Origin of the sequence: Stappia sediminis (assembly GCF_009826895.1) — a bacterium.
In the GTDB taxonomy this organism is placed as follows: Bacteria; Pseudomonadota; Alphaproteobacteria; order Rhizobiales; family Stappiaceae; genus Hongsoonwoonella; species Hongsoonwoonella sediminis.
Genome location: NZ_WUMV01000007.1, coordinates 451,275 through 476,894, shown reverse-complemented (window position 1 = coordinate 476,894; position 25,620 = coordinate 451,275). Strand labels below are relative to the sequence as shown.

At 56.9% G+C, this 25,620-nt stretch carries 9 protein-coding genes and 1 tRNA gene; 9 read left to right on the top strand and 1 reads right to left on the bottom strand.

Translation table 11 applies throughout. The features are described from left to right. The first annotated feature begins 34 nt into the window (after nt 1-34). The 7 genes from GR183_RS16410 (at nt 35) to GR183_RS16380 (ending at nt 23,548) form a co-directional block, all read left to right on the top strand. Complete coding sequence (locus GR183_RS16410) at nt 35-13,012, top strand: calcium-binding protein (RefSeq protein ID WP_160776715.1); 12,978 nt, start codon at nt 35-37, stop codon at nt 13,010-13,012. 264 nt (nt 13,013-13,276) lie between these two features. Continuing rightward, nucleotides 13,277-14,947 (top strand): type I secretion system permease/ATPase, encoded by a 1,671-nt coding sequence (locus tag GR183_RS16405; RefSeq protein ID WP_376765778.1) that lies wholly within the window; start codon nt 13,277-13,279, stop codon nt 14,945-14,947. 1 nt (nt 14,948) lies between these two features. Then, nucleotides 14,949-16,265 (top strand): HlyD family type I secretion periplasmic adaptor subunit, encoded by a 1,317-nt coding sequence (locus tag GR183_RS16400; protein ID WP_160776713.1) that lies wholly within the window; start codon nt 14,949-14,951, stop codon nt 16,263-16,265. Nucleotides 16,266-16,581: 316 nt separating this feature from the next. Continuing rightward, entirely contained in the window at nt 16,582-17,193 is a 612-nt protein-coding gene (locus GR183_RS16395; protein WP_160776712.1) for a DUF3489 domain-containing protein, read from the top strand. A gap of 3 nt (nt 17,194-17,196) precedes the next feature. Continuing rightward, nucleotides 17,197-17,661, top strand: coding sequence for a DUF2924 domain-containing protein (locus GR183_RS16390; protein WP_160776711.1), 465 nt, complete (start codon nt 17,197-17,199; stop codon nt 17,659-17,661). Beyond that, the gene (locus GR183_RS16385) at nt 17,648-19,306 is read left to right on the top strand and encodes a recombinase family protein (protein ID WP_160776710.1); all 1,659 of its coding nucleotides are present in this window, start codon (nt 17,648-17,650) and stop codon (nt 19,304-19,306) included. Before GR183_RS16390 ends, GR183_RS16385 begins: the two co-directional genes overlap by 14 nt. A gap of 453 nt (nt 19,307-19,759) precedes the next feature. Beyond that, nucleotides 19,760-23,548: an SIR2 family NAD-dependent protein deacylase gene (locus GR183_RS16380; protein WP_160776709.1), complete on the top strand. Its 3,789-nt coding sequence runs from the start codon at nt 19,760-19,762 to the stop codon at nt 23,546-23,548. Nucleotides 23,549-24,082: 534 nt separating this feature from the next. Here GR183_RS16380 and GR183_RS16375 read toward each other — a convergent pair. After that, a tRNA-Ser gene (locus tag GR183_RS16375) sits at nt 24,083-24,172 on the bottom strand. Between the two features lie 214 nt (nt 24,173-24,386). On the opposite strand from GR183_RS16375, the gene GR183_RS16370 reads away from it, so the two are divergent. Continuing rightward, entirely contained in the window at nt 24,387-24,701 is a 315-nt protein-coding gene (locus GR183_RS16370; RefSeq protein WP_202396138.1) for a hypothetical protein, read from the top strand. Nucleotides 24,702-24,905: 204 nt separating this feature from the next. Further along, nucleotides 24,906-25,568, top strand: coding sequence for a peptide-methionine (S)-S-oxide reductase MsrA (gene msrA, locus GR183_RS16365; protein WP_160776772.1), 663 nt, complete (start codon nt 24,906-24,908; stop codon nt 25,566-25,568). The last annotated feature ends 52 nt before the right edge of the window (nt 25,569-25,620 follow it).

Here is a 25,620-nt window from a genome sequence, read left to right as displayed (position 1 = left end):
AAATTTATCTTTAAATGCAAGAAGGTGTGGGGCAATGAGCGAAGCGAAGTGGGATCAACTTCAATCAGAAATAGAAAATCTTTTCCTGCAGAGCCCTGAAATTGTTGCAAACCCATCCCTTTTTTATTCAAGGATTTCAATAATCGCTCAAAATAATGATTTGGTTTTGAGTACTTCAGCATTTGGTGGGGTAGGGCTCGGTTCAAGTTATGCTAGCGGTCGGTTCATTTGGGATACCGCTGAAGGTGCTGGCGTAAAGATTGATTTTCGAATTCCCGATACTTATGCTGGAGGGACTTTCATTATAGACTTTGATGGTCTTGAATATTTCACCCAAGCGAACATTGTGGGCGATTTTGGCCCTATTGGATTATCTGCGGGTTATTCGGATGATCAATTTGCGGTTTCTGCCTCGCTTTCAACCCTGTATGCCGAAGTTGGTATTAATTTTGCTTTTACGGATGTAAATAGTTTTCTTGCGGGCCAGTTTGCTGATGATCTTACAACTGGATTATCGGGTAGAGGTATACCAGTCGATGGGGAAATAATTTCGCGCGCGCAAGAGGGATATAAGCTCGCCCTTGCGTCAAACCGGGATTACGATGTTTTTAACTATTTGGCCATTGAGGAATTTCTAAGCGAAGGTTCAGATCAAAATTTATATATACATGCTAACGCAACGTTTGATAAAGTGCAGGTGGCACAGTTAAATAATAATGAATTTCTTATTACTAAAACGATCACTACAGGTGCCGGCGAAGTTAGAACCTCTTACGAGCGGGTAACGCGGGACGGTGTAATTCAGGAAGTGGCTGGATTTAGAGGGATAATAGACCAAAATGGCACTTTTATTGTACAAGAAACTTATGGCAATGTGCCTGGGGCTGGACAAGCTCAAGGAGGAGTGGAATCCGCTGAGCTAATTGATAAAATATATAAAGATGTAATTCAGGAAGATAGAGATTACTGTTTCTCACCTGATACTGATATTCTCTTGCAGGATGGGAGCACCAAGCGTATCGACATGATCGTTGTCGGCGATCGTGTGGCAGCATATTCATCTGGCAACAATGAAGAAAATTGGGGCGTTTACGGCGACATCGAGCTTGCGGACCACCTACGTTTGGAAGCACGCCAAGTAATTGATATTATTCGAAACGAGGCTCAGAAACTCATCGAAGTGAATGGTGTCAAGGTAACGCCAGGTCACAAATTTTATCAACCGGATGGTACATTTGTAGAGATTGGGTCACTCCAAATCGGCGATTATCTGGTGGCGGCAGATGGTTCACCGACTAAAATTACATCGATTAAAGATGTACCGGGTTTGCATGATACCTACAATCTGACGGTGGAAGGGCTCCATACATACATCGCCGGCGGATATCGCGTACACAACGACAGCCTGTTCTATCCTCAATCGGATGAAGCTATCCTGGTCGACAGTATTATCGATCAGGTCTCGGCGATCGTTTTTCAGGACAATCCCTTTGCGGATATTGTTGTTGGTTCTGCTCTAAGATCGCTTGGCAGTGTTGTAGCTGACAGCATATTCGCGAATGAGCCGCTTTATGGCGAAATATTCCTCGGCCGTTTTGCGATCAACGTGGTTGGCGGGATTGGCGGCTATGCTGGCCGACTTCTGGTCGAGGAGCTGGGTGATGAACTTGGGCTACCTGCCGAGGCGACCGGTGCGCTTGCCATATTCGCCAATATTGCGGGATCCGAATTGGCCGAATATGCGGCGCTGAATTTCATTTCCGAAACGGCGCCTACAGGAAGCACACTGCAGACCGAAGCAAGTGAAGCACTCGCCGGTTCCGATCCGCAGATATTCTTGAGTGGAGCTGCTTTTGCGGCGATCGGCTCTTATGCTGCGCAGCAACTCGCGGAACTTTTGGGAGTCGAAGGCGAATACGGTGCATTCTTGACGGCGCCAACCAGAGCCACGATTACTCAGATTAGCCAGAATATTATATATAATAATAATCATCCAGATAACATAATTCCGTGGCATACGAATGTCAGTGCTGCAGCACTGAATTCGCTTGGCAGCGTGACCGGCGCATTCCTGGCCAATGAGATCGGTCAATTCGACACCTACACCGAACAACTTGGCTCTGCGATCGGGTCTTCGATCGGCAGTGCGATTGGAAGTTTTTTGCCCATACCGATTCCTTTCATCGGGTCATTTCTCGGTTCGTTGGTTGGCGGCCTCATCGGCGGAGCGATCGGTGGACTGTTCGGTAACGACCCGGTCGGCTATGCGGATCTGTCCTTTGACACGGAGACGGACGAATTCTTTATTTCGGCGGTTTACGGCGAAGACAAAAACGCCGAGAAGATCGCGAAGGAAATTGCGAATAGCGCAGAAGATGCGCTGACCTCGGTGCTCGCCACAATTAACGGCGATGTTCTGAACGAGGAAGTTTCGGATGCGATCTACGGCTTTGAGGATGGGGACTTCACTTTCCAGCGTTACGGAGAAAAAACCAATTATGGTTCCAACGCCGAAAAGCTGATCAACACAAGCGTTGCCGAACTTCTGGCTGAACTGGAAATCGCGGGTGGTGACGTTTACGCGAAGCGTGCATTGTCGCTTTCGCTGGAGAGGATCGATCGCGGTGGAACGCCGGACGAGAATCCGGCAACGGTCAAATCGTTTTACGAGTCGATCGATACGGTCCTTCCGTCTTCGGTTCTGACCGAACTGGGCCCGGGTGACATCATCAGCATCGACGATGCTTTGGACTTCTTGCTCAATAGTCTTATCGTTGCGAAGGAGTACGAAAAATACCTCCTTAACAAAGATGCCATCAACGCTCAGATTGCGGCCGATCCGGAAAGCGAGTTCGCTATCGGTTGGCAGATCACCTTGGCGCAAGCGTTCAGCCTCGGGCTTCAACGGCGACATGAGGCCGATTGGAACGGCGGCTGGTCATGGTGGCTGGAAGATAAAGGCGTGGATGCGTCGGACGTCGCATTTGGCTACCTGGAAGGCGAAAGGCTTATCGTCACCGGCAGCGGTGAGGATGCCGAGTTTTATGGCGATACGATTGCCATTGGTGAAAAGGACACACTCTCGGGTACGGACGGGGGCGATATAATCGTCGTGGACCACGACCGATATGGTTTGTCGTCGATATCGGGCCAGGATGGCGAGTTTGTTTCTTTTGACGGGATTGTGCCTGATACAGAAATACTTATTGGATATTCCGCTCGTCTGTTGGGAGGGGCAGGGCACGACCTGATTAGTGGCGGTAATCTGGGCACTGAATTGTTCGGCGGTGCGGGCAATGACAAGCTTGTCGGCGGTGCGCTCGATGACTGGCTCTTCGGTGGTGCCGGTGACGACATACTGCTGTCGGGCGGTGGGAACGGAAACCTGCTGGACGGTGGCGATGACAATGATTTCATCCTCGGCGGAACGGGCGCCGATTGGCTGATCGGCGGAGCCGGTGACGATCTGCTGAAGGGGTCAGCGGGCGACGACATTCTCGAAGGTGGAGTGGGTCGAGACCGCATTCTCGGCGGTGAGGGTAACGACACGTATATCTATCGGCTAGGTGGCGGATACGACCAACTTTCGGATGCCGGTGATGATAGCGCGGATACGCTGAGCTTTGGTGAAGGTATCGATGCCGCCGATGTTTTGGTGACCGCTTCGGACAACGGAAATGATGTCATCGTCTCGTTTGCCGGGAGTACGACTGACCGGATCCTGCTTAAAGGGGTTCTCTCAAACGGAAACAACGGGATAGACAGATTTACCTTCGATGACGGGACGGTATGGAACCGCTCGGAAATTCTGTCCCACGTCGACTATTCACCTGTCGGCGGACAAACGTACTCCGGGACATCGGGAGATGAAGAACTCATCGGTACAGTGGGTGCCGATATTCTGACTGGCGCTGGCGGCACCGATACCCTGGACGGTGGTTCCGGCTCCGATACTTATCAGTTCAATCGTGGCGACGGCGCCGACCAAATCATCGACCGGGGCGGTTTGTCCGATATAGATCGTGTGGAATTCGGGCCGGATATTGCGCTGACTGATCTGAATTTTACGCGAGATCAAGCTGATCCGAGCATTTTGGTCATTTCAATTGCCGGGACGAGCGATGCGCTTACCGTGGCTACGCGCTCCAACGGATGGGGCGACGGTATCGAGATATTCGCATTTGCGGATGGCTCGACGATATCATTGACGGACATAAACCAGATCTACTTGGGCCGTAACTCTTCCGCTGCGGACGATACAATAATCGGTTTTGACACGTCCGAGGAAATTTCCTCAGGCGATGGCAATGACACATTGCTTGGCGGAAAAGGGAACGATCTTCTCGATGGTGGGAGTGGCAATGACAACTACATATTTAATCTCGGAGATGGGAAGGATGTAATTGTTGAAGATGCCGGGATTGATATCCTCAATTTCGGCGAAGGAATTACGCCTTCCGATGTCCATGTATCCATCGCGCCGCATAATAGTAATACGTTCGTTCTCAGCATACCGGGTACTGGTGACAGGGTAGAAATACGAAATCAGTTTATTGGCGGTGCGTTGTTTGCGATCGACGAAGTACGATTTGCGGATGGAACCGTCTGGTCTGCCGATGACCTGAGGGTGCGGCTTCTTAACAACGCTGCGACGCTTGGTAAAGATAACGTAGCTGCGACGGGAGGAAATGACGAAATCTCCTCCGAGGCCGGCGATGACCGCCTGACTGGTTACGGCGGGGATGATACGTTAAACGGCGGAGCCGGTGACGACGTTCTGATCGGTGGCGACGGAAACGATACTTACCTTTACAGCTTGGGTGACGGGCGTGATGTCCTGTTCGATGACTATTACTCGTCGAATTCCTATGACGACAGGCTCGTCTTTGGCGCGGGAATTACGGCTCAGAATATCGCGGTTTCCCGTTCGACCCGGGATTTCGACCTTCGGATCGGCTTCTCGGATGGCAACTGGTTGACGATATCGGACGGTGCTTCCGCATATTTCAGCGAAGGCATTGAAACCTTCGTTTTCGACGACGGAACCGAACTCAGCCAGGAAGAGCTGTTCGATCTCTTACGGGCCGACTGGACAAGCGAGGCGAAGGACGATGTACTCGGTTTCGGCACGGTCGATGTCATTTCCGCAGGAGGCGGCGATGACCGCCTGACTGGTTATGGTGGAGACGATACGCTAAACGGCGGTTCCGGCGACGACGTTTTGATCGGTGGCGACGGAAGCGATACTTATCACTACGGCTTGGGTGATGGGCGTGATGTCCTGTTCGACAGCTATTTGTCGTCGAATTCCTATGACGACAGGCTCGTCTTTGGCGCGGGAATTACGGCTCAGAATATCGCGGTTTCCCGTTCGACCCGGGATTTCGACCTTCGGATCGGCTTCTCGGATGGCAACTGGTTGACGATATCGGACGGTGCTTCCGCATATTTCAGCGAAGGCATTGAAACCTTCGTTTTCGACGACGGAACCGAACTCAGCCAGGAAGAGCTGTTCGATCTCTTACGGGCCGACTGGACAAGCGAGGCGAAGGACGATGTACTCGGTTTCGGCACGGTCGATGTCATTTCCGCAGGAGGCGGCGATGACCGCCTGACTGGTTATGGTGGAGACGATACGCTAAACGGCGGTTCCGGCGACGACGTTTTGATCGGTGGCGACGGAAGCGATACTTATCACTACGGCTTGGGTGATGGGCGTGATGTCCTGATCGACAGCTATTTGTCGTCGAATTCCTATGACGACAGGCTCGTCTTTGGCGCGGGAATTACGGCCCAGAATATCGCAGTTTCCCGTTCGACCCGGGATTTCGATCTCAGGATCGGCTTCTCGGATGGCAACTGGTTGACGATATCAGACGGTGCTTCCGCATATTTCAGCGAAGGCATTGAAACCTTCGTTTTCGACGACGGAACCGAACTCAGTCAGGAAGCGCTGTTCGATTTCCTTCGTTCTTCTTGGACGAGCGAGGCGAAGGACGATGTACTCGGCTTCGGCACGGCCGATGTCATTTCCGCAGGAGGCGGCGATGACCGCCTTTCCGGTTTCGGGGGAAGCGATACATTAACTGGTGGTGCAGGCGACGATGTTTTGATTGGTGGGGAAGGAGCAGATACTTACCTGTATTCTCTCGGAGATGGTAACGACACCATACTAGACTACTATTACCAGTCAGGCAGCGATGTATTGATTATTCAGCCGGGCATTCAACCCGCCGATGTTACGATTACCCGTCACCCGTTGGATCAAAATAGTGTATATCTGACTTTTGCTACCGGGGCGTGGATTCTTTTGAAAGATCAACTGCGGTTGAATGGCGGTGTGGAGCGAATTGAGTTTGATGACGGCACTATATGGCTGCCTAATGACATATTAGCGCTGGCTGACGGTGGCCAGCCATCGTCTGCTTCGAACCAGTACTTTGAAGGCGACGCCAGCGACAACACGCATACATTCGGGCTAAGTCACGGGCATGATGCGTTCTACGGTTCCAGTGGGACAGATACCCTTAAAATCAGCAATATCGACCCTTCAGATATTGAAGTGGGGGTGGATGAGGCAGACCCGAACTTCGTAGTACTTCGCGTTGCCGGCACCGCTGATCAGATTAGCATAAGGGATGTTGAGTATGTGATGTTTGATGACGGTACAGTTTGGACCGCCGCCGAAGTTCATCAACGTTATATCAATCAGAACGTATCGGGTGGCGACGACTACATCGACAGCTACGCTTCAAGCGAAACCATAGATACCGGCGCTGGCGATGATCGTATCTATGCCGACAACGGCGACGATATCATTCGTGGCGGCGTTGGCGATGACTATGCCGAGGGCGGTGAAGGCTCGGATACTTACATTTTCCACCTCGGCGATGGGATCGACACCTTTGATGGTGGAATTAATGACGCTGATACCGTCGCATTTGGGCCGGGAATAGATCCGTCGGACATCGAAGTGAGGCTTGACGAGACGAACACGAGCTTTGTCGTGCTCAGGATCGCCGGCACCACCGATCAGGTCAGCATTCGCGATGTTGAATATGTATCCTTCGACAATGGCACTGTTTGGACGATCGCGGAAGTTCACCAACGCTACGTGGATCAGGCTTCAACGAGTGGTGACGACTACATCGACAGCTACGCTTCAAGCGAAACCATAGATGCCGGCGCTGGCGATGATCGTATCTATGCTGACAACGGTGACGATATCATTCGTGGTGGCGTTGGTGATGACTATGCCGAGGGCGGTGGAGGCTCGGATACCTATATCTTCCATCTTGGCGACGGGAACGATGCCTTTGATGGCGGGATTAATGGCGCTGATACCCTCGCATTCGGGCCGGGAATAGATCCGTCGGTCATCGAAGTGAGGCTTGACGAGACGAACACGAGCTTTGTCGTGCTCAGGATCGCCGGCACCACCGATCAGGTCAGCATTCGCGATGTTGAATATGTATCCTTCGACAATGGCACTGTTTGGACGATCGCGGAAGTTCACCAACGCTACGTGGATCAGGCTTCAACGAGTGGTGACGACTACATCGACAGCTACGCTTCAAGCGAAACCATAGATGCCGGCGCTGGCGATGACCGTATCTATGCTGACAACGGTGACGATATCATTCGTGGTGGCGTTGGCGATGACTATGCCGAGGGCGGTGGAGGCTCGGATACCTACATTTTCCATCTTGGCGACGGGAACGACGCCTTTGATGGCGGGATTGTCGGAGCCGATACCCTCGCATTCGGGCCGGGAATAGATCCGTCGGACATCGAAGTGAGGCTTGACGAGACGAACACGAACTTTGTCGTGCTCAGGATCGCCGGCACCACCGATCAGGTCAGCATTCGCGATGTTGAATATGTGTCCTTCGACAATGGCACTGTTTGGACGATCGCGGAAGTTCATCAGCGTTATGTGGATCAGGCCTCAACGAGTGGTGACGACTACATCGACAGCTACGCTTCAAGCGAAACCATAGATGCCGGCGCTGGCGATGACCGTATCTATGCCGACAACGGTGACGATATCATTCGTGGTGGCGTTGGCGATGACTATGCTGAGGGCGGTAGGGGCTCGGATATCTATATCTTCCATCTTGGCGACGGGAACGATTACTTTGATGGTGGGATCGTCGAGGCGGATACCCTCGCATTCGGGCCGGGAATAGATCCGTCGGACATAATAGTTCGGCAAGATCAGGCGAATTCTTCTTACTTGGTTCTGGAAATTGCCGGTACCGGAGATAGGGTGAGCATCAGAGACGTAGAGTGGGTTCAATTTTCCGATGGCACGCTCGTATCGGTGTCGGATTTAGTCGAATCCGAATTGTTGAGTGCGGATGGACAATCAACAATCTTTGGAAACGCAGACGACAATCAGTTGGTCGGCACTATTGGAGACGATCATCTCAATGGGCGTGGAGGCAGCGACACGTTAGTCGGTGGAGAAGGTGCCGACATATACGAATATGACCAAGACTCCGGTAACGATATAATTGTTGATCGAGGGAGTTCTTCGGATTTCGACGCGCTAAAGTTTGGAGCCGGGATTTTAAGCACAGACATTCGGGTTGTATTGTCTGAGGTTGACGCATCGGACCTAAGGCTGGTTATCGCAAGCACTGGTGAAACCATCACATTGGTGGGGCAACTGGATCAAACCGGAGCGGGCATCGAGCAAGTCACTTTCGAAGACGGCACGATATGGGGCCGGAACGATTTGGTTCCCCAAGATATCGCATCTCAAACAACTTCGGGTGATGACTTGATCATCGGGTCGGTATTCAGCGATGTCTTCGCTGGTTCCGCAGGCGACGATATCCTGCGAGGGGGAGCAGGGGCGGATAGCTACCTCCTCAACATAGGCGATGGACATGACCTCATTGAGGATACTGGTGGTCTCCTGTCGATCGACAAAATAATATTTGGACAAGGGATAACCACTGGCAGCGTCAGCTTTATCCGACCCGTAGGTAACTCGTCTGATTTGCTCATAAAATACTCTGATGAGGATGAGGTTCTGGTCAAAGGGCAGTTCCTATCAGACCAGCCAGCCATCGGTCAGATTGAGTTCGAAGACGGAACTGTATTGAGTGCGTCGGATGTGCGTGCGCTGGTCCTGTCGGTTGCCAGCACGAACGGTGATGATGAAATCATCGGATTTGACACCGATGACAATCTTGCGGGGGGAGCAGGCGATGACAGCCTTGATGGTGGGACCGGTAGCGACACGTATTCGTTTGACGAGCTGAGTGGGCACGACGTCATCTCAGACAATGGGTCGAGTAGCGATCTCGACACGCTTGCCTTTGGCGGCGGGATAACGCCTGACTCCGTGATCGTAGACCGTTCCCTGAACGGTTCGTTTACGCTCAAATCTTCCGATGGGCAGTGGTCGATTTTACTCGCCGTCGTGCCTGGAGCGAATGCGGGTGGGTTGGAGCAGATTTCCTTCGCCGACGGTACGATTTGGACGTTCGCTGACGTTGAGCAACGGTACTATGAGAATGCATCTACCGAAAATAACGGATTAATCTATGGAAGTGACGCGAATAATAACATTCAAGGTAGTTTGAATGATGACACGATCTTCGGAGAGGCCGGTGATGACAACCTTTTAGGTCGAGACGGCAACGATATCTTGGTCGGAGGGGACGGAGATGACGTTCTTGACGGCGGAGCCGGAGATGATGTTCTGGAAGGCGGTTTAGGCCTTGACACATATGATGGTGGAGCGGGCGTAGACACGATCACCTTTGCCTATTCGATTGCAGCTTGGATAGTTAGTCTTGAATCCGGTACTGCTTCAACGATCGGGCATCCGGAAAATTCTGAAACAATATTCAACGTAGAAAACATTCAAGGTAGCATAGGGAATGATGTTTTAACCGGAAATGACGTAAGTAATATTTTGTCGGGAGGAGCAGGCGATGACATTTTGTATGGCTTGTTCGGAGATGACACGCTCGTTGGAAGCGAAGGTGCGGATACGCTCGATGGCGGGGGCGGCTCGGATTGGGTGGACTATCAACAATCCGATGCGGCGGTTCTAATAAATCTCGCAATGGGTTTAGCCTCAGGCGGGCATGCGGATGGTGATACATTTGTAGGAATAGAAAACGTCAAGGGCAGTATCTTCGACGACCAATTGACTGGAGACGCCTTTGATAATGAAATTATTGGAAATGCAGGTGCGGACACGCTTGTAGGCGGCTTGGGTGACGATGTTCTCGAAGGTGGCGCGGGCGCAGACAACTTGAATGGCGGTGACGGCCAAGATTGGTTGGCATATGGGTCATCGAGTGCCGCTGTAAATATCAACCTAGAAACAGCGTATGCATCCGGTGGAGACGCCCAAGGTGACAGTTATTCGAACATCGAAAATGTTGAGGGCAGCCAATTCGCCGACGCGCTGACTGGAAATAGCGGCAACAATTGGATCAGGGGAGAAGGTGGCAATGATACTCTCCAAGGCGGGGCTGGTGATGACCAATTGGAAGGCGGCGTTGGCGACGATCTTTACATTTTCGATTTGGGCGATGGGCAGGACCTGATCAACGACGGCGGTGAAGATACATCTGCTGAAATTGATACCCTAGAACTTGGTCCGGGGATCGTCCCAGGGGATGTGGTTCTTACGGCAACCGGTCCGGATGGAGACGTAATTCTCACAATTACGAATACAAACGACCAAATCACTTTGAAAAACCAATTGACCGGCTTTGCGGGCGGCGTCGATCGGATCGAGTTTGCAGATGGAACGGTTTGGGACCGAAGTGCGATCGATATACTTGCGAATGGTGGAAGTCTAAACAACGTGCCTTTGGCCGTCGACGATGGTGTTTTGACGGCAGTTCAGGATACGGCACTAATTATCTCGCCGTCGACGCTTTCTGCGAATGACTCAGATCCAGACGGCGATGTATTGACAGTATATTCAGTCCAAAATGCCGTAAATGGGGCCGTTTCAATCAATCAGGACGGAAATGTTATATTTACGCCAGCGGCAGGTTACACTGGTGGTGCATCCTTCGAATATACGATTACCGATGGTGAAGCGTTCGCCAGTGCAACGGTCAATATATCAGTGACGTCCCTCCAAGAAATAGCTGATTATGTTGGAACTGCCGGCAACGACACCTATAACGGTACCTCCGCCGATGAGATCATCATCGGCCTTTCCGGAGACGACAGCCTCAACGGGAAAGGCGGATCGGATACTTATATTTACGATTTCGGCGACGGTGATGACACGATTACGGAGGATTATAACAGCGGATCGGCCGACCGCCTGGAACTGGGCGCGGGCATTCTGATCGGTGAGGTCACTTTCGTCCGTGGCACGAGCGATTTCGACGATTTAACCCTCCAGTTCATCGATGGCGGTTCGGTGACACTGAACGAGCAATTCTACTACAATATCGACTACGGGATTGAAGAGATCGCTTTCGCGGATGGAACCATCTGGGACGACGCGATGATCCGCTCCGTGACTCTTGCCCAGTCGATCACGGCCGGCGATGACACCGTTACCGGCTATGAAGATACCGACGATACGCTGGAAGCCGGGCTGGGTGATGACACCTTGAATGGCCTCGACGGTTCCGATACCTACATCTACAACCTCGGTGACGGCAATGACACGATCACCGATGGCTATAGAGACGGTATTGCAGATCGTCTTGAACTTGGTGCCGGCATTTTGACCAGCGAAGTCACTGTCGTGCGCAGTACGAGCGACCTTGACGATGTTACGCTGCAATTCATCGATGGCGGATCGGTCAGGCTCGACGAACAGTTCTACGGTGATCTGGAACGTGGCGTTGAGGAGGTCGCATTCGCGGATGGAACCGTCTGGGATGTAACCGTGCTTCGCTCCCTGGCGCTTGCCCAGTCGATCACGTCCGGCGATGACGCCATCTATGGCTACGAAACGACCGCTGATACGCTTGAAGGCGGGACCGGAAACGATGTCCTGAATGGCCTCGACGGTTCCGATACCTACATCTACAACATTGGTGACGGCAATGACACGATCACCGATGGCTATAGAGACGGTATTGCAGATCGTCTTGAAGTTGGTGCCGGCATTTTGACCAGCGAAGTCACTGTCGTGCGTAGTACGAGCGACCTTGACGATGTTACGCTGCAATTCATCGATGGCGGATCGGTCAGGCTCGACGAACAGTTCTACGGTGATCTGGAACGTGGCGTTGAGGAGGTCGCATTCGCGGATGGAACCGTCTGGGATGTAACCGTGCTTCGCTCCCTGGCGCTTGCCCAGTCGATCACGTCCGGCGATGACGCCATCTATGGCTACGAAACGACCGCTGATACGCTTGAAGGCGGGACCGGAAACGATGTCCTGAATGGCCTCGACGGTTCCGATACCTACGTCTACAGCTTTGGTGACGGCAACGATACGATCATTGACACCTACTATGATGGCGCGGCTGATCGTGTATCTCTCGGAAGCAACATCCTCCTTGAAGAGGTGACCCTGTCGCAGATCACGAGCGATGATGATGATGTTGTGCTGCACTTCGCAGATGGCGGCTCGATCACGCTCGACGAGCAATTCGGCGGTTATTTGGAGCAAGGCGTCGAAGAGATCGAATTCGCGGATGGAACCATCTGGGATATTGCAACCCTCTCGTCCCTGGCTCAGCAATCCGCAACGACATCCGGAGACGATGTAGTGGATGCCGGTGCCGGCAACGACTGGATCCTTGGTGGCGCGGGCGACGACACTTTCATCTTCAAGAGCGGCGACGGCAACGACACGATTGCCGACTTCACGGCCGGTGCTGCATCGGATGATGTGATCGAGTTCCAGGGTTTGGCCGGTTTCTCCGACTACAATGACGTTCTGGCCGCGGCCACGCAGGACGTCGATGATGTGGTGATCACAATCGATCCCACGAATTCGGTGACGTTGAAGGATATACAACTGTCCGCACTGCACGCGGATGATTTCCGCTTCGTCGCGTAAGACCTCGACATGGAGCGGAATGAAGACGCCGAAAGGCGGTCCCGGGAGGTCGGGACCGCGAGCAAGCCGGATGCGCTGACGACAGGCCGTGAGGCTGGCAGCGCCGCAAACGAACAGCGAGCTCAGAACAAGGCTGCAGAGCGTTCTTCTCACCAGCCTCCGGCTGCTAACCCGCCCCCGCCGCCAAAACCCTCTCGCCCATCCGCACAAGGGCCGGTCGCGGATGCTCTTTCCACCTGCCGGTCGGCGTTCGGGGTGGTTGGGGTGTTCAGCCTCGTCATCAACCTTTTGATGCTGACGGGGCCCTTGTTCATGCTGCAGGTCTACGACCGGGTGCTGACGAGCGGCAGCGTGCCGACGCTGGTGGTGCTCGGGCTTCTGGTCGCGGCACTATACCTGTTCCAGGGGATGCTGGACGGGGTGCGCTCGCGCATGCTCACAAGGGTCGGACAGCGGCTCGACGCGGACCTTTCCGGCATCAGTTTCGAGGCGGCGGTGGGGCGTTCGCTTGCGGCAAAGCCGGCGCTCCAAAAGGCCGAGCCGGTGCGCGATCTGGAGCTTTTGCGACAGTTCCTTTCAAGCCCCGGTCCGGTCGCGATCTTCGACCTGCCGTGGATGCCGATCTATCTGGGGCTGGTGTTCCTGCTGCACCCGTATCTGGGTCTTCTGGCCGTGGCGGGCGCTATCGTCATCAGCGCTTTCGTGGGCTTGAGCGAATGGACCTCGCGCAAGCCGACGGCGGAGCTGAGCGTGGCCTCGGCCAGACGCGGGGCGCAGGTGCAGGCCGGGCGCTCCAGCATCGAGGCGATCGCTGCCATGGGCATGCTGAAGGCCTTGCGCGACCGCTTCGAGGCGGATGGCGCGGAGTGGCTTGCGCTCCAGCGCAGGGCGGCGGACCGGGCGGCGACCTACGGTACGATCATCAAGACGCTGCGTTTTATTCTGCAGTCGACGGTGCTGGGTTTGGGCGCCTGGCTGGTGCTTCAGAACGAGGCGTCTTCCGGCGTGATGATCGCGGCCTCCATCATCACCTCGCGGGCGCTTTCGCCGGTGGAACAGGCGGTCGCCCACTGGCGCCCCTTCCTTGCCGCGCGCCAGGCGCTGGCGCGGCTGAAGGTGACGCTTTCCGGCCACGGTGCACGGGTGCCCGAGACGGAGCTTCCAGTGCCCGTCGCCAGTTTGGACGTGGCACAGGCCGCCGTGCGCCCGCCGTCAGCCCAGATGCCGACGGCGCAGGGGATCGCCTTCTCATTATCGGCAGGCGAAGGGCTCGGCATCATCGGCCCGTCAGGATCCGGCAAGTCGAGCCTCGTTCGCGCGCTTGTCGGTGTGTGGCCGCTTGCGGGCGGCAAGATCCGCCTCGACGGATCGGAGATGCACCACTGGGACCGCACGGTGCTCGGCCGTTCCATCGGCTATCTGCCGCAGGACGTGGAGCTGCTTGAGGGAACGATCGCCGAAAACATCGCCCGCTTCGATCCGGACCGGTCGTCGGAGGCGGTGCTTGCCGCAGCCAGGCTTGCCGACGTGCATGAGCTGATCGCGCGTTTTCCGCAAGGCTACGACACGCCGGTCGGCGAGAACGGGGCGCGGCTTTCCGCTGGTCAGCGCCAGCGGGTCGCACTGGCCCGCGCGCTCTACGGCAACCCGTTCCTGATCGTGCTCGATGAGCCGAACTCCAATCTGGATGCCGAGGGCGATGCGGCGCTCACTCAGGCGATTAGGTCAGCGCGCGAAGCGGGCAGCATCGTCATCATCGTCGCGCACCGCCCGAGTGCCGTTGCCGCCGTCGACAAGCTCCTCTTCATGAAGGATGGACGCCAGGGCGCCTTCGGGCCGAAGGAGGAGGTGCTGGCGGAAGTGACGGCGCAGGCCACCGCCGCGCGGCAGGCAGGCGCGGGTAGCGCGGGCGGCGTGCCGTTGAAGGTGGTGTGAGATGGGAGAGGCGAAGGACCAGGGCCGGGTTATCACGGGAAGCCTGCGCCGCCATGCGCTGGCGGGGGCTATCATGATCGCGGTTCTCTTCGGCGGGCTCGGCGGCTGGGCGGCGATCGCGAAGATCGGCGGCGCGGTGATCGCCAGCGGCACCATCGTGGTGGAGACCAACACCAAGCGGGTGCAGCATCAGGAAGGCGGCATCGTCGGGGAGATCGCCGTGCGCGAGGGCGATGCGGTCGATGCCGGCGATCTTCTGGTGCGGCTCGACGATACGGTGGTGGAAGCCAATCTTGTCGTGGTGCGCAAGCAGCTCACCGAGCTTCGCGCGCAGGATGCCCGGCTTGCCGGCGAGCGGGACGGACAGGAGGCCATCGCCTTTCCGAATGACCTCGTGTCGCGTGAGGCCGAACCTGATGTCGCCCTCGTGCTTTCCGGCCAAAGGGCGCTGGCGGAAGCCCGCAAGGCCTCGCTCGATGGCCGTATCGACCAGCTTGAAGACCAGATCGCCCAGTTCGACAAGCAGATCGATGGGCTGGATGCGCAGCGCCTCGCCAAGCAGGAAGAAATCGCGCTGATCGACGAGGAACTCAAGGGCCTGATGCAATTGCGGGAAAAAGGCCTTGTGCCGGAAACGCGGGTGACGGCGCTACGCCGCGACCGGGCGCGGCTTGAGGGCGAGCGCGGCGGGCTGATCGCGGAAATCGCGCGCGCGGGCGAGGCGATCGGCGAGCGGCGGCTGCAGATCATCGGCCTTGGCGACACCTTCCGCCAGTCGGTGCTGGAGGAGCTGCAGGAGGTGCGTTCGGAACTCGCACGGCTCGAGGAGCAGAAGATCGCCGCCGAAGACCGCATGCGCCGGGTCGACATCCGCGCACCGCGTTCCGGCTATGTGCACCAGCTCGCCGTGCATACCGTCGGCGGCGTCGTCGGGCCGGGCGAAGTGCTGATGCAGATCGTGCCGAAGGAGGATCTTCTCGTCATCGAGGCGCAGGTCGCACCAACGGATATCGATCTTCTCTACCCCGGACAGGCGGCGAGCGTGCGCCTGCCGAGCTTCGACCAGCGCACGACGCCGGAGCTGACGGCGAGGATCGTCACGCTTTCCGCCGACCACGCGGTCGACGAGGCGACAAGGCTTTCCTTCTACACCGCGCGGCTTGCAATCGATCCTGCAGAACTCGCCAAGCTCGGCGACAACAGGCTCGTGCCCGGCATGCCGGTCGAAACCTTCATCGCCACGAAGGAACGCACCGTGCTTTCCTATCTTGTCAAGCCGCTGCTTGACCAGGTCGCACATGCGTTCAGGGAAGAGTGAGGGGACTGTTTACGTATCCCACTGGTTCCGAGGCCAAGACGCGGCGCGAGACAATGAGGCAAGCACGCGGCTTATTACTTGCCGGGAACGCTTGAGCTTGTCGCCGGTGTTCCGGGCGCTGTCTGATTGATTCCAGATATCGGGCAAAAGATCCGAGACGCTGCGAGAAAGGTCTGGACTTCATCGCGGCGCCAAGCATGCATGCTGCTGAGGCGCTGAAGTTGCCTCCAAGCCTGCCCTGACCGGTCGGATGTTCGGGGCTTCGGGCAGTGGGAGGGTCGCGATCGCCGCGGCTCCGACACGCCCGGAGGCAATCATGTCCAGACTTACCGATACCCAACTCGTAATTTTGTCGGCGGCCGCGCAGCGGGAGGAGGGAACCCTGCTGCCCCTGCCGGCATCATTGTCCTTGAACAAAGGTGCGGCCCGGGTCGTCTTTGAAAGTCTCTTGAAACGCGGCTTTGTGGTCGAACGGCCGACGCATTACGGGGAGGAGGCCTGGCGCGAGGTGGAGAGCGTCCGCCAGACGCTCGTCATCACGGATGCCGGACTGGAGGCGATCGGTGTTGAAGCGGGCAACGCCGATACCGCCACCGAGGAGTTAGAGTGCGCAGCCAATGCCTCTGCGATGCCAGAAGCAGGAAACGCGGTCGCCCGTGATCCCCGAGGCGAGCTTGCAGCGGCGGACAATGTGGAAACCAACATCACGCCCACCGTGCGCCCTGGAACGAAGCTCGCTTGCCTGATCGATCTGATGGAGCGCGAAGAGGGGGTAACGATCGCCGAGGCCGTGGAAGCGATCGGCTGGCAGGCCCACTCGGTGCGCGGCGCGATCAGTGGCAATCTCAAGAAGAAACTTGGCTTCGCGATTACCTCCGAAACGGTTGAAGGCCGCGGCCGCGTTTACCGGATCGCCGGGAAGGCTTGACCAATGCGCCGGCGTAAATCCATCAGCAAACAGCAGGTGCGCGAGGAATTGGCGTACTTGCCAGAACTCCCGCTCGACGGCTTGAAAGCCCGCTGGCAGGAGCTTTATGGGTCTCCCCCTCCCAGGCGACTGGGGCGGCTCATCATGAGCCGCGCCATTGCCCATCGCCTGCAAGAAGAGGCCTTCGGCGGAGTGTCCGCTGCCACACGTCGGCGGCTTAAGCGCCTCGGTGCGGATCTTGCCGCCGGGCGGGCGCCCAAATCTGCATCCATCAAGATAAAGCCGGGAACCCGGCTGTTGCGGGAGTGGCAGGGCGAGATGCACGAGGTCATCGTTCTGGAACGCGAAGTCGTCTATCGCGGACAATCGTTCCGCTCCTTGTCGGCGGTCGCCCGCGAGATCACCGGTACGCCCTGGTCGGGCCCGGTGTTCTTCGGCTTGAAGGAGCGCGTCCGTGGCAGCCGGTAAGACGGGAGCTCGGCGCTGCGCGATCTACACCCGCAAGTCCTCAGAGGAGGGGCTCGACCAGGCCTTCAACTCGCTGCATGCACAGCGGGAGGCGTGCGAAGCCTATATCAGGAGCCAAGCCGGCGAGGGCTGGCGCATCCTGCCCGAGGTTTACGACGACGGCGGTTTCTCAGGCGGCTCGATGAACCGACCGGCGTTGACACGGCTGCTGGCCGACATAGAAGCGGGGCGCATCGATATCATCGTGGTCTACAAGGTCGACCGCCTGACGCGCTCGCTTCCCGACTTCGCCAGGATCGTCGATATCTTCGATACCAATGGGGTGTCGTTCGTCTCGGTTACCCAGCAGTTCAACACCACCACGTCGATGGGGCGGCTGACGCTCAACATGCTTTTGAGCTTTGCCCAGTTCGAGCGCGAGGTGACGGGCGAGCGCATCCGCGACAAGATTGCCGCCTCCAAGCGAAAAGGCATGTGGATGGGTGGCCCGACGCCGCTCGGCTACGAGGTCGATGGCCGCACGCTGAAGATCGACGAGGCGGAGGCCGAGACGGTCCGGACGATCTATCGTCTTTATCTGGAATTCGGCTCCGTGCCGCGGGTCAAGGAAGAGAGCGATCGCCACGGCCTCGTCTCGAAGGCCTTCACCAGCGCCAGGGGGCGAAGGAGCGGCGGGCGTTCCCTGAGCCGCGGGCATATCTACCGTATCCTGTGCAATCCGCTTTATATCGGCTGCATCACGCACAAGGGCGAGGTGTTCGAGGGTCGGCATCCGGCGATCGTCGACCAGGAAACCTGGCAGGCGGTGCAGGCGCAGCTCGAGGAAAACGGCAGCACGCGTCTGAAAGCTCCGCGCAAGACGGCGCCCAGTCCCTTGGCCGGCAGGCTCTTCGACGAAGCTGGCGAGCCGCTGACGCCTTCCCAAGCAGTGAAGTCGGGCCGCCGCTACCGTTACTATGTCTCCCGACATTTGATCTCCGGTTCGGCACGCGGCAATGGCCCGTCGAACCGGGAAGGTTGGCGCTTGCCGGCGCGCGAGCTTGAACGCATCGTCGAGAGCGCGGTCCGGAACCTGTTGGACGATCCCTCCGGCCTTACTGGTGCGGCTCGGTGCGCGGGCATGTCTCTCGAGATTCTCCCAAGGCTGATGGAGGCAGCCGGACAATGGTGTGAAGATGTCCTTCAGCTGGTCGAGCATGTGACACTTCAGCCGGGCGGTATCACGCTCGCCTTGACCTTGGCGCCGCTCACCGGGGAAGAAACGGCAACCATCGAGCACTTCGTCCCGCTGCGTCTAAAACGCCGCGGCGTCGAGAAACGCCTTGTAATCCAAGCACCGGGCATCAACGCGCCCCATCAAGCCGATCCGGCGCTCGTGAAGGCACTCGCCCGCGCGCACAAATGGTTCGGCGATCTCGTAACTGGCAGGGCCGCTTCGCTTGCTGAGATCGCCAAGGCGGAGGGTGTGACCGACCGCTACATCAGCCATCTTCTGCCGCTCGCCTTCCTCGCCCCCGACATCGTCGAGGCGATCCTTGCCGGAACGCAACCGCCCGATCTGACCGTCGACGCCCTCGTCAAACGCATTGACTTGCCGCTCGATTGGCAAGAGCAGAGGGAAGCGGTGGGGATGGATGCTGAATGACTGGTGCTGCGACGGCTGGCACGAGACAGTAGGTGCGAACGCGCGCGTCGTGCTTCTTTCCAGCGACATATGGCGGCACGTCGCGGGGAAGCGGTAAAAAAGCCGGTCCGCAGCCTTCGTCACCTCCTACAGTTTCACTGACGAGGAGGAATTCGACAGGGTCTTGCACCGGTCGAAGGTCAGGGTGCTTGTCGATCGGCAAAGGCGTTGAGGGGAGAAATGCGCGGTGGGGCCTCCCGTCCCGCCGTGCCGCCGATGGCGACCGGGGGCAACCCCACATGACGATCCGCTCGAACGAGCGTCCTACGGCCGGGAGATTTTCACCGTGTCACGCGCGGTTGATATTATCCGAGACGTGCGGGGCAAGCGCAAGAGAAGTGAACACGGTTGCCAAAGCCCGACGCCTGGCCATTCTGGAGGGCGCGGAGAACGGCGACTACGAAAAGCCCAGCGGTGGAGAACTGGAGAAGGTTTGCAAGCGCCTTCCCATCAGATCGCTTGACGGGAGTGCTTTGCCGCCCGATTCTCCGATACGGAAGAGGTTCCGGTGAACGTTTCAGTTTCTGCCAGTTAATTTTTCACGAGGATAATATTTCTATGAATTTTCAAAACAAAAAGCAGGATTTCGAGGGAATTAATCTCAAAGAACTTGCTGATTATCCCGCCCTATTGCAGCTGTCGGAGTCACTCTGGAATTTAGGAAAGGTTCGCGGTGCTGCTATCATGGTCGGCGCGGGGTTCAGCAGGAATGCCGTACGGCCAAGCCCTCTGTCGCCAGAACCCCCTTTATGGAGCGATTTTGAATCAAGGCTGAAACAAAAGCTTTATCCGAACCGGAAGGCGACGCCGAATGCTCTCCAGCTTGCCGAAGAGTTCAAGGCGGAGTTCGGGACAATCGAACTGGAAAGTCTCATTCGCGGCATGATCCGCGACGATCTTTGGACGCCAGGTCCGCTGCATTCGCAGCTTGTGTCGCTTCCGTGGAACGACATCCTGACCACCAACTGGGATACTTTGCTTGAACGCGCCGCCACACAGGATCACAGGCGGCGATACGAGACGGTCTACACCATCAACGATATCGCCAGCACAAGGCCGCCACGGATCGTCAAACTCCATGGAAGCCTGCCCTCCTATACCCCTTTCATCTTCTCCGAAGAAGACTACCGAACCTATCCGCGCCGATACGCGCCCTTCGTCAATCTCGTTCGTCAAGTGCTTCTCGAGAATGACCTCTGCCTCGTGGGGTTCTCGGCTACCGATCCCAATTTCGCGGAGTGGATCGGCTGGATTCGTGATGAACTTGGCGACCATGCCCGGCGTGTCTTTCTGGTCGGCGCACTTGACCTGACGGCCAGCCGGCGGCGCTATCTGGAATCGCTTAACGTGACGCCCGTCGACTTCTCGCCGCTCGTTGGAGAGGTGGAGGGAGCTGATCCCCATGCCGAGGCGGTCAGGCATTTTCTGTCGTTTCTTCATGCGACGAAGCCGAAACCGGCCCACCGTTGGCCATGGGATGAGGATCTTTCGGAACTGAAAGCCCATAGTCGCAAAAGCGGGAAAGAAGACGGCACAGAGGAGAAAAACACCGATCTCCAGCACGCTCTCAAGAAAACAATTGAAAAGCTTCAGCGCTTGCACAGGCAATATCCCGGTTGGCTAGTTTGCCCCATCGGTAAGCGCGAGCAGGTTAGATGGTGGGCAGACGAAATTTTCGGGGAGGTCCAAAAAGCTTCGAAAGTCCTGTCCGGTGAAGATTTCGCCGTGCTCATTTGTGAGGTTGCTTGGCTCCTGGACATCTCATTGTCGCCGGTGCTCCAGCCCTTTCCCGAACTCGCGGCCCGTTGCGTGGAGGGTGACTTGTCCGCCTTTCTCCCTCTGGAGGAGCGGAGCCGTATTGCTCTCATCCTGCTTCGTGCCGCGCGCGAGGCGGATGACGATGAGCGATTTGAGCATTGGTACGAATGGCTGAACGTGCATGCGTCGAACCTTCCGGAGGATAAGACGCGCGCGACATATCAGAGGGCATTGCGGGCGAGAGATCGGCTGGAGTTCGCGGAGCTGGAAGTGCTGATCCCGCAAATCTCGGGAGACGATCCGGCCTGGAAGTTGCGGTGCGCCGCTTTGCATACCGAATTTGATGAGACGGATAAGGCCGCTGACCTGATCGCGGATGTGACCGGAGAGCTGGAAGAGCGCTTCGCGCGGGACCGGACCTCCATCTGGATCATGTCACGTCTTGCTGTGGCGGGCTGGTTATGGTCTGCAATGGATCACCATCCCGTCAGACGTGATCAAACGGCAATCCATTCCGGTTTCAATTGGAGCGATGATTGGCCGACGATCTTCCACACGCACAAATGCGATCCATGGGATGAACTGCATGATCTGGATCGGGACATCGCCAAGACCCGGTTTAAGGCCGCGACAGCGACCGACATTCGCCCGAAGTTCGACACAGGCCGCTACACTGACAGTTCCAACTCCACACGCTGGACCAGTTGGACCCAGGTGCCGGCAGCCGACCTGCTGTATCGCTATGCCGATGAGGCCGGAATTCCCGCCAAGCTGGATTTCATGATCCTGTTAAGCGAGCGTATGGAACAGTCCATTGAGGATATTTCCCGCGACGGGCTATGGAAGCATCTGATCCGAATGCGCGTACACCTCCATGCGACGAACAAGACGCTTGATACGATTTACGACCGGCCTTCCGTTGCTTCTCTGGCGGAGGACATTTGCGGCGAACTGACGGGCAGGCTGAGAACCGCTGTATCTTATGGTGTTGACCGGCTTGAGCCCCCAAACGCAGGCAGAAGATCACTTCGCTGGGTTCAGCGAACGCGTAATTTGATGGAATTTCTGTCCCGCATCGTGATTCGTGCTCCATCGGATATCGGTGCGCAATTCTTCGATGAAGCGCTGCCGCTGGTTCAGGATCGGCGTTTCCACGACCCAATGTTGATTGGCGGTCTCAAGAACTTCTTGGCTCGCGCCTTCGAAGCCATGCCACCGGCGGACCGGGGCAGCAGAGTTCTAGATCTCCTGAATGTGCCGCTCCCCGGCGAAGTGGGGTGGTCGCCTCCGTTCAATGACTGGCCGGAATTGATCGGCGACCTGGCGCTGGAGGGTGTTCGCCGTCCGAAGAGCAATCAGGAATGGAAATCTCGCATCGGTAAATTACTCACGATCGCCCGGACGGACAAAGAGAAGTCAAGGCCTCTGGCCATATGGCGACTCTGTTGGCTTCACGATAAGGGGCATTTGCATGCGCGGGAGATCAGGGAATTCGGGGAAGCGCTTTGGTCGCAGTGCGAGGGCGATGAAGTGCTTCCGGAAAATACCGGCCTGTACGACTGTGCGCTTCTGTCATTGCCGGAACCCGTCGCCGGGCGTGCCGAACATCTCTTCCGAAGGAAATATTTCGCCCCTCCTGGCGAGCAACTGAAGCTCAGTGAGTATGTGATCGAGGAAATTCGTGGCAGCGGTCGGGGGCGTAACGCCACCACGGGCTGCTTTCCAACCAAAGAGGAAGCTGAGCGCCTGCTGGACACCCTGATCGCGTGGCGACCGCGTGAGGCTTCTACACCTTCAATCTTCTCTGATCACGGCGATGATCGGGTGGCTCGAAGGCTTGGCGTAGCCGTTCGCCACACCCTGCTGCCTGTGTTCGATCGAACGAACTGGCCGGCTGAGAAAACAGCCGCCGTGACGTCCTGGCTGGATGAAACGGAAAAGGTCCCGTCGGCGATCGCTATTCTCCCGGAATTGGTACGCTTGCGTATTCTTCCGGTCGACCAAGCGGAAGAGAAATTGCGCAGAGGTCTGCAAAGCCGGGACCGCCAGATGGGTATCATCGCCAGTCATGTCGTATCTGATTGGATGCACAACAAATCTAGCAGTCTACCGCCTTTACCAACCAGTGTCGTGAGGGCCGTCTGCGCAGCCACTGCGAACAGGAGATATCCGAATCTCCATCTCATGGTTCATTTATCCTCGGAGTTTGTTCAACGGGGCCTCCTGAATGACTCTGAAACTCAAATGCTTGTCGAAGCACTCGATGATTTGCGGTTGGAAACAGACTACGGGGAAAACCCGACCGACAAGATCACGCTGCCCTTCGTCAGGAGGAATTGCATAGATCTGGCCAGGAACCTGCATGCGAAGGGAAGAAACGGGCCGGTGATCGACCACTGGCTAATGGTCGCCTCCACCGATCCTCTGCCGGAAGTCCGGCATTAATTCGGCTGGTTTCGGCGGCACATAGCCGACTGATGTCCGGCACAACCCTGCCACAGGATTAAAAGGTCTATTCAGAAAATGGAGCACACCCGTAGACGCGATATCGACGGATTTCGCCATTGGGCGTATCGCGCTATTGCGGCCTCCCCGTGCGAATGTCGGCATACCCAATTTTTGGCCCAACGCCGACCTTGAGATGAGGCTGATCTTCCGGGATCGGTTTTAATCTCGCAATCGATCAACCTGATCCTGGAAGCCTCAGGAATAAGGCTTGCTCGATCAAGCGCGTCGTAATCAACGAAATCCGAAGCACCCATGGTGTCAAGGCCACTATCCGTTTCGAGCGCTGGCGGAAACCGAACCGCCGTTTGAGCCTGCAGAGAAATCTGGCCGACACAATCGGGGATGACCCGCCCCGGTTTGAGCTCTCTGGTTCGGTTTGCGCGTAGCGTGAACGCGTAACTCCGCAGAATGCCGGGGGAATTCGGGTGGCTGGTCCGAGAAGAGATTAAGTCTCTGCGGTTAAAGACTTAATGGCGGAGAGAGAGGGATTCGAACCCTCGATACGGTTTCCCGTATACACGCGTTCCAGGCGTGCGCCTTAAACCACTCGGCCACCTCTCCGCAGAGCGGATCAATGGTCCGCTCATGAGAAGCGCAATATACCCACCAAACCCCGGACTTCAAGGCGTGATTGTCGTTTTCACGAAGCTTTTCAACATGGCGAGAAGGATTGCCATGGCTGGTGGCGACCGCTACTTAAGAAACGGAAATTCAACGGCTCTTTCGCCCGCCGCTTAATGGCGGCGCCAGGTGCCGGAGCGACAGGCAGTCGGGTATGCTGAAGTTTATCGCAAGAATTCTCGGCCTGTGGCTGATAGCGGTGGCGCTTGTCGCGATCGTGCTCGACGGGACACGCACGATCGCCGCCGCGCAATGGACGATCAAGCCGCTCGGCCAATATTGGTACGAATGGTCGCCGGCGACGCTCAACCTTTCGCAGGCCGCCGTGCAGCGCTATGTCGATCCGAGCCTCTGGGATCCGGTCATCCTCTGGATCCTGCAGCAGCCGGTCTGGATCAGCTTCGGCGCACTCGGCTTTCTGCTGGTCTGGCTGGGCGATCGCCGCCGGCGCAGGGGCGAACTTGCTTGAGCATCGACAGGCGCGGCATCAAGTTGTCGCGAACGTGAAGGCAGGACCCGCTTTCCAGCAACTTGCAGTCTGATAAAATAGCCCCAATTCGACGACATGACACACCGCTCTTTAGCCGGCCCTGTGCGCCAGGCGAAAGAGAGTGTGGCATGGCCGTCCGTTTTCGTATTTCGCGCAGAACCTGAGGAAAACATCATGTCATTCATGTCCATGTTGACGAAAAAGGTGAGCATGCCGAGCGTGTCGGAAGCGCTGCCGGGCCGCGACCAGCCGATCATGACGCCGGGGCTGCACACGGTGAACCGCCGGCCGATCGATGCTGCCGTACCGGAGGGGCATGAAGAGGTGCAGTTCGGCCTCGGCTGCTTCTGGGGTGCGGAACGGCTGTTCTGGCAGACGCCGGGCGTCTATGTGACGGCGGTCGGTTATTCCGGCGGTTACACCAAAAACCCGACTTACGGGGAAGTGTGCAGCGGACGCACCGGCCACACGGAGACGGTGCGCGTCGTCTTCGACCTCTCGCAGATTTCGCGCGAGGAGATCCTGCAGCGCTTCTGGGAAGGGCATGACCCAACGCAAGGGATGCGTCAGGGCAATGATATCGGCACGCAGTACCGCTCCGCGATCTACTACGCCAGCGACGAAATGCGCGAAGCCGCGCAGAAGACGAAGGCTTCCTACCAGCAGGCGCTGAAAGATGCCGGCGTCAACCGCGAGATCACGACGGAAATCAAGGAGTGGCAGCCGTTCTACTTCGCCGAAGTGGACCATCAGCAGTATCTCCACAAGCATCCGGGCGGCTATTGCGGGCTCGGCGGCACGGGCGTCTCCTGCCCGGTAGGGCTTGGTGTGAGCCCGCAGGCTTGATATGAAGCCGGCGGTTCCGTCGGCGGCCAAACCGCGCATGCCCGGCGGTATC